We start from the raw sequence: 4,885 nt of genomic DNA, 5'->3' as shown, positions 1-4,885 counted from the left end.
CTAAGGTAACCCTGCTCTATCAACATGCGTTCTATGGGTGTGCCAGGCTGTATACCGATGAAGAATATGAAAGGCAGCACGTTATCTCGGCCAAACATACTATACAGTTCTTTAATACGATCAATAGTTTTAAGCAGCGTTTGCACTGTTTCACCCGGCGCATTCAGCGGCATATACAATTTCACTTTCTGTCTGGTATAGCCGGCATCCTTGAACATCTGAAAAGCTCGCATCTGTTGCTCCAGCGAATACCCCAACGTCAAACTGTTAATCACTTCCTGGGTGCCAGTAAACGACAGGTCCAGGCTAGCCAGGCCACTTTGTAGCATTTTACCGGCAAGTTCTGGTGTCAGATGATTCAGGCGAAGATAGCCGGTCCATTCAATCTTCAGTTTACGCCGGATTATTTCGTCCAGGATCTGTTCTACATGTTGCGTACTCCGTTTCGTGGAACAGAACTGCGCATCGGTGAACCAGATTTTGCGGACACCATAATTTTTATTCAACGCTTCAATTTCATTGACAATTTCCATCGGCTCACGATAACGCTGTTGGTGCCCTTCTATTTGATTATACAAACAGAAATGACACTGGTATGGACAACCGCGTTTAGTGTGCACGCCTACATAGTCATCAAGATACTCATGGAAGGATGGAAATATGGATGCGATATACTGAAAATCCACAGCCGTCAGACTGTTTAAATCAAAATTTTCCTTACGATGGTGAAAGCGTACCTCACCCTGCGCATTCTTGTAGTAGCACTCACCAATGGTAGACTCCTCACCATCGACAATAGACAGCATAGCGGGCTCACCCTCACCGACCACAACCGTGCTGTTAACAGGACACTTTTGCGCCACATATTGGCCAAAGATAGAAACAGCAGTACCGCCAACAATAATTTTCGCATCGGGTAACAGGCGACGCGCCATTTTCATAAAAGCAAAGTTGCGAATACGACTGTAGGAATAATCAAATATGATGCTAAACGCACTAACAGCGGATTTGATGCGTCGCCATAGGCTCGGTGAATGATCAAAATTCATCACCACATCCAGCGCATCGTCTTCCGGATGCGGCCCAAAAGACTGCATGTTGCGCCAGGAAAAAGCCACTACATCAGGCTGTAATTGCTGTATTCGTTGCTTCAATACCTGTCTGCGACGAGCAGAGGAAACCAGGGCCAGGTCGAGGATCTCCTGTTTTATGTCCGGCCTCTTTTTGTGAATATAATCAGCCACATAAAGAACGCCGCCTGGATAGATCTTCCAGCAGGGCAAACGGACATAGAGAACAGATTTTACGCCATCAGGCATTAGGCATTCCTTTGTGATAGATAGTCATCCCTGGCGTTAGAATGATTTGAAACAGACGGCTTGTCTTTGTGTTATGTCAACATAGTGCCAGTTGGCAAACAGGGGATAGAACCATAGAGGTTTGCTTATACTTTTTTTTGACGAATCGGGTTGCGAAGAGATTTTGCGCTACTTTAGGCCAAATAAAAGTGAACTTGCCTACCGATGCCTTTTCTAACCACCACATATTAGCATAATATAATATTCTTAAAATTGGTGGATTTTCGTAGAAAAATCAGCATCTTTTGTCCGCCAGGTTACATACCGTACGAGTAAAACAACCTATGAAGATCGAAACAAATCAGCACACAAGATGTGCAGTGATTGCGTTTTTAATGATATTGATTTTGCTGTCAACGGCTTGTGGCGGAAGTCACAGCGGCACATCCACCAGCACAATTGACGACAGCATCGTTGAAGAAACCTCACCGGACGTGACCGTACCGGGTGAGACGTTACCAGATGAAACCGTACCTGGTGAAACCGCACCTGATGTCCCTGCCAATGATGGTACAGGCAGTAACGCTGATCCGCTTGCGGTAGCGATAAGCGACGCTACTTTCACATCCACGCATTTTTCCGGTTCTGGCAATTGCGCCCTTTGCCACAATAACCTGAGCGACGGCTCAATGTTGAATGTATCTATCGAATCAGACTGGTCTACATCAATGATGGCAAACTCAACACGTGATCCCTTTTGGCGCGCGAAGGTTGCCAGTGAAATCCAGCGTAATCCGCAGCACAAAACCTTACTTGATGACAAATGCTCTCGTTGTCATGCGCCAATGGCCAACGTTGAAGCCAGTTTTCATGGTTCTACGATAGAGTTGTTTGATGAAGGCTTCTTGAATCCAGAAAATATCTACTACAACAACGCAATGGATGGCGTAAGTTGTACTGTCTGTCATCAGATTGAAAATAGTGCAACGCTAGGTACGCTCGCAGGTTTCTCAGGTAACTATCGCATCGTGGATCTAGGCACCAGTGCAGAGCGCACCGCATTCGGTCAATACGCCGATCCCGCTGTTAATCCAATGTTAATGAATAGCGGATTTCGTCCAACCTATTCAGCACACATCGCCAGTTCGGAACTGTGTGCAACCTGCCACAACCTGAAAACTCCGTTTGTAGACAGCTCAGGAACAGTAGTGAGTACGACGCCAGAAACAGAATTTCCGGAACAAATGGTTTATTCGGAATGGGAGAACAGTTCGTTTGCTTCTGGCCCGACGGCCAGGAGTTGCCAGGACTGCCATATGCCTAAAACAGATGGCGTCAAAATCGCAAATCGTCCCCAGTTTCTCACTCAGCGTGACAATTTTGCTCGCCATACCCTGGTGGGTGCGAACACTGCAATGTTAGACATCCTTTCACGCAACAAAGATGCTTTAGCCGTGACCGCTGAGAGTTTTGATTTAAGCATATTACGAGCCCGCGCAATGCTGGAATCTGCCGCCGACATTGAGGTAGTGAGTCAAAATTTACTCGACAACGAGCTGACCGTGCAACTACGCATCAACAATCATTCCGGTCACAAACTGCCAACCAGTTTCCCATCACGACGCGTCTATATTCACTTTGTAGTTCGAGATAGCGCTGACAATATTATATTCGAATCCGGTAAAACCAATGCCGATGGCAGTATTGTGGGCGCTGACGCAGATACCGATTTGAACCGCTATGAACCACACTATGATGAAATCACGCAAGAAAACCAGGTGCAAATTTATGAACCGATTATGGGTGACACAGATGGTAATGTTACTTATACCTTGCTTCGTGCCGCACGCTATCTGAAAGATAATCGCCTGCCACCCACAGGGTTCGACAAGAACAGTGTGGCCGATGACATCCGCGTCGTTGGAGTCGCGATGGGCGATATGAATTTTAACGCCGGTAGCGATATTATTACCTACAAGATAGACATCGGGCCAAATAACGCCAGCAGCTTTACTGCAGCCTTGAAGTATCAATCACTGGCTTACGGCTTTGTAAGCGACTTGTTTCAGGACAATGATAATCCCGAAGTCGCAAAGTTTGAATCAATGTATGACAACGCCACGCTTCGCTCAGAAACGATCAGCGAAATCCATGGATCACTACCTTTCAAATAAAAATAATAAGAATTTTGTCGCCCCGGCGATTCTATTCGCCACCTTGATTAACACGCTTTAATGACACTGTTAGTCCGTTATAAAGTTTGCCTTTATGATACATGTATATAGTGCCATAAAACATATATTTACCGTATGAATACCAGCCCGAAAGAACTAACTTACAATTCAATTCACCTTTATTATTTCTGTACTTGATGATTAGCAGGTCATCTAAATACTCAATGTTGTTTGACTCGAACACTTGTTTGCTACCATCTTTAAAATTTCGCACAAATACCGAAGACTTATCCTGTGAAATTGTGAGCGTTTGTTTTTCTCCATCTATAACTGTCCATTGGGAATTCCATGTTCCAACATGGTCTATTTGCGATAAATTTTCAACAGAAAGCACCTGCTGACTAAAAAGCACGATAAAAATAGTTAATATGGTTTTCATGTTTTTGTACTGAAATAAAGAGGAACAGAGTACAATCCAGCTTTCCTTTCAATATTTTTAATTGGGAGCAATCCACTAATACGCCCCATTACTCTATAGTCTTCAATGCCTCTGAACTAACATAAAAAGCGCCTCGTGCTCTATTTCAGGCATATTCTCCATGTGCATTTCCGTGATACGAAGATTGTTACGGTTCAACATGTCATAAATATAGGGAACATTTTTTACAAAACTGGTTTGAAAGTAGATACGTGCATTAGGCTTCATGTACTGATGGACTTCAGAAAATAATCGTTCATGAAGCGCATTACGGCGGTCATCATTGACATGAAAAGGGAAGTTAATGTTTACGAAAAAGACATCGAATTTTTCATGCTCACCGATTGGCTCAAACAAATCACCAACACGAAAATCTATTTTATCTGCAACGCCATTTAACTGCGCATTGCTTCTGGCATTTTCTATTGCAGGTTTATAGATATCAGTGGCGACGACGCGTTGCGCTTTTTCTGCGGCAAAAATAGCGTGAAGGCCGGAACCGGTTCCAATATCAAGCACTGCTTCGCCTTCATTAACCTTGGAATATTCCATTAAATATACGCTGTTTACTACTGGCGGCCTGACATCCGTATTAATAATAAATTCCTTATTGCTTACTACTACTCTGTTAGGCTGTCTTGCATAGGAGTCCTCTCTCGTATTATAGAACCATATGAGCTTGTATTTGCCGGAGAGCTGGGGTTCCCAGGTAGAATAATAATCGTTATCTTCGGCAAAGGTATTTGTCGGCAAACTGTAGCTTCCTGCCAGGATAAGACATAATGTAATCCTGCAAAGACGCTGAAGCGCTATACCTGTCCCCCGGTGTTGTACACAAAATAAATGCATGTGATTATTCAATCGAGCTTGTCCCTTTAACCCAGTACATTTACCAATAAGTAACTGGAAGTTTAGCGCCTCCGGCCACCTGTACT

The 4,885-nt window shown here is 44.1% G+C and carries 4 protein-coding genes; 1 reads left to right on the top strand and 3 read right to left on the bottom strand.

Translation table 11 applies throughout. The features are described 5' to 3' along the window. Positions 1-1,319: B12-binding domain-containing radical SAM protein (locus ACWVCM_RS06185; RefSeq protein ID WP_455200852.1), on the bottom strand; the 1,319-nt coding region annotated here is incomplete at its 3' end. Between the two features lie 323 nt (positions 1,320-1,642). Here ACWVCM_RS06185 and ACWVCM_RS06180 point away from each other — a divergent pair. Continuing rightward, positions 1,643-3,472, top strand: coding sequence for a multiheme c-type cytochrome (locus ACWVCM_RS06180; protein ID WP_455200851.1), 1,830 nt, complete (start codon positions 1,643-1,645; stop codon positions 3,470-3,472). A gap of 31 nt (positions 3,473-3,503) precedes the next feature. Here the strand turns inward: ACWVCM_RS06180 and ACWVCM_RS06175 are convergent, their stop codons facing one another. Both ACWVCM_RS06175 and ACWVCM_RS06170 read right to left on the bottom strand, forming a co-directional pair. Further along, on the bottom strand, positions 3,504-3,911 hold the full coding sequence (locus tag ACWVCM_RS06175; RefSeq protein WP_455200850.1) for a hypothetical protein: 408 nt from the start codon (positions 3,909-3,911) through the stop codon (positions 3,504-3,506). A 102-nt stretch (positions 3,912-4,013) separates the two neighbouring features. After that, positions 4,014-4,703 (bottom strand): methyltransferase domain-containing protein, encoded by a 690-nt coding sequence (locus tag ACWVCM_RS06170; protein ID WP_455200849.1) that lies wholly within the window; start codon positions 4,701-4,703, stop codon positions 4,014-4,016. Positions 4,704-4,885: the final 182 nt, after the last annotated feature.

This window comes from Kaarinaea lacus (genome assembly GCF_975902315.1).
This window is presented reverse-complemented; position numbering and strand designations above follow the sequence as displayed.